This window comes from Acidovorax sp. SUPP3334, assembly GCF_030159055.1.
In the GTDB taxonomy this organism is placed as follows: domain Bacteria; phylum Pseudomonadota; class Gammaproteobacteria; order Burkholderiales; family Burkholderiaceae_C; genus Paracidovorax.
This window is the reverse complement of record NZ_BQXQ01000123.1, coordinates 1-668: the sequence shown is the minus strand read 5'-3', so window position 1 is coordinate 668 and position 668 is coordinate 1. Positions and strand designations below refer to the sequence as shown.

1 protein-coding gene is annotated in these 668 nt (G+C 53.6%); it reads left to right on the top strand.

What is annotated here, in order from left to right:
- A partial coding sequence (locus tag AVHM3334_RS23760) for a hypothetical protein (RefSeq protein WP_284415887.1) occupies nucleotides 1-230 on the top strand: 230 nt, incomplete at its 5' end.
- Between the last annotated feature and the right edge of the window lie 438 nt (nucleotides 231-668).

The following is a 668-nucleotide window of genomic DNA, read 5'->3' as shown; positions in this document are numbered from 1 at the left end:
GATCGCTCCTCGTCAGAGAGCGCCAACTCGACCTTCGGTCTGCCCATTCTCATCGCGGTATCTCCGGTTCCAACATACCTCAATGGCATGCACGATTAATGCCAGAAAATAACGGGACGGGACACTACGTCATCGGCGAGTTCATGGCCCTCAGCGACGGCGCTGCATTCAAATTTGAAAACACTGATGTAGAGGTTGTTGGCGATACCCAAGCGCGAAACTTAGCGTAGCGGCCTGACTGGCTCACCTGTTCTTGATCGTACGTATTGCTCTGTCATCTTTCTATTTCTATGTGTCGGCAGCTTTTGTGAATGGGCCAAGTCGCCGGTGTCGGTCGCAGCCTTCGCGCGGATGTACCGGAGTTGAAAATTCACATTCGCCAGCGTGCGAGCTTTGTCGAAGCGTGAGCGTAGTGCGAACTGGCTGAGTGGCTGGCTGTTCTCATCCTGAATTAGAAACGCTTTGCGGGGCCAATGGCTTATCCGATCAATGACGGCTACCAGTTCCCCGAGAACCTCGATACCGAGGCGTGCCCCAGTCTTATTGATCCGGCATAAATCATCTTGAAATAAAGGAATGCGCCATCATGTGCTGATGATGCAAGCAACAGACATGAGATCGTTGTCGCGCGAAGCGCGGCATGAGAGGCGCGTGCAGGTGATCCGCCT